Annotated in this window: 1 protein-coding gene; it reads left to right on the top strand. The window is 62.0% G+C overall.

What is annotated here, in order from left to right; genetic code table 11:
- Positions 1-237: lyase family protein (locus ACQG3P_RS23465; RefSeq protein ID WP_426806386.1), on the top strand; the 237-nt coding region annotated here is incomplete at both ends.

Genomic DNA, 237 nt, shown 5'->3' with positions numbered 1-237 from the left:
CGCCGGCTGCCGCTGGGTGGCACGGCGATCGGTACTGTCATCAATGCGGACCCGCGCTTCGGCGAGCGGTTGGCCAAGCGCCTGAAGCATCAGACCGGGGTGCGCTTTGACAGCGCGGAAAACAAGTTCGAGGGCCTGGCCTCGCAGGACGATGCGGTTGAGCTGTCGGGCCATCTCAATTCGATGGCTTTGGCATTGATCAAGATTGCCAACGACCTGCGCTTGATGAATGCCGGT

The sequence above is a fragment of the Stenotrophomonas sp. SrG genome, from assembly GCF_050031795.1.
In the GTDB taxonomy this organism is placed as follows: domain Bacteria; phylum Pseudomonadota; class Gammaproteobacteria; order Xanthomonadales; family Xanthomonadaceae; genus Stenotrophomonas; species Stenotrophomonas rhizophila_A.
Note: the sequence above shows the minus strand (reverse complement) of the source record. Positions and strands in the feature narration are given on the sequence as shown.